Consider the following 1,089-nt stretch of genomic DNA (forward strand, 5'->3'; position numbering starts at 1 on the left):
CGCCCGTGGTGCGCGACCGCGCCACGATCCTGAGCGAAAACCCGCGCGTTGCCATCGAAACCCCGCGCACGAAGGGCTCCATCGCCCTCGTCGGCGGGCGGATCGACGATATCGTGCTGACGGGCTATCGCGAAACGGTGGACCCCACGAGCCCCCTGGTCACGCTGCTGCACCCGCTGGGCGCGGCGGACGCCTATTATGCCGAGTTCGGCTGGTCAACCGTCGATAAGAACCAACCCGTTCCCGGCCAGGACACGCGCTGGACCGCTGATACGGATAAGCTGACGCCGACGCAGCCCCTCACCCTGACGTGGGACAATGGCAAGGGCCTAACCTTTATCCGCCAATATGCGGTGGATAAGGATTATATGATTACCGTGACGCAACGGGTGGACAGTAAAGCCGATGCGCCGGTAACGCTCTATCCCTACGCCTTGGCCTCGCGCTCCGGCACGCCGATTACGCAGGATTTCTTCATTCTGCACGAAGGCGCCGTTGGTGTTCTCGGCGATATCCTGCAAGAGCACCAATATGGTGACATGCGCGAAAAGCCTGAGATTTCTGGCACCACGAAAGGCGGCTGGCTGGGCTTTACCGATAAATATTGGCTGGTGGCCCTGGTGCCCGACCAGGCCGATTCGGTGAAGACCTCGTTCCGCTATAGCAAGCCCAACGGGATTGAAAAATTCCAGGTCGATTATCTCGGCGACGCTAAAACCCTCGCGCCGGGCGGCAGTGTCGAGGCCAATCATCGCCTGTTCGCGGGCGCGAAAGAAGTCTCGCTGCTGCAACGCTATGAGACCGATCTCAAGATCAACCGCTTCGATTATGCCGTCGATTGGGGCTGGTTCTTCTTCTTCACGAAGCCGATCTTTCAGTTGATGGAAATCATCTACCATCAGGTCGGCAATTTCGGCATCTGCATTCTGGTGCTGACGGTTTTGATTAAGGCCGTCTTCTTCCCGCTCGCCAATCGCTCCTATGTGACGATGAGCAAGATGAAGAAGCTGACGCCGGTAATGCAGGAACTGCGCGAGAAATATAAGGGCGATAACGCCCGTATGCAGCAGGAACTGATGGGCCTGTATA

At 58.2% G+C, this 1,089-nt stretch carries 1 protein-coding gene; it reads left to right on the forward strand.

Translation table 11 applies throughout. From position 1 onward, the window contains the following. A partial coding sequence (yidC, locus tag VZ95_RS19015) for a membrane protein insertase YidC (RefSeq protein ID WP_045777260.1) occupies positions 1 to 1,089 on the forward strand: 1,089 nt, incomplete at both ends.

Origin of the sequence: Elstera litoralis (genome assembly GCF_000963705.1) — a bacterium.
Classification (GTDB): Bacteria; Pseudomonadota; Alphaproteobacteria; order Elsterales; family Elsteraceae; genus Elstera; species Elstera litoralis.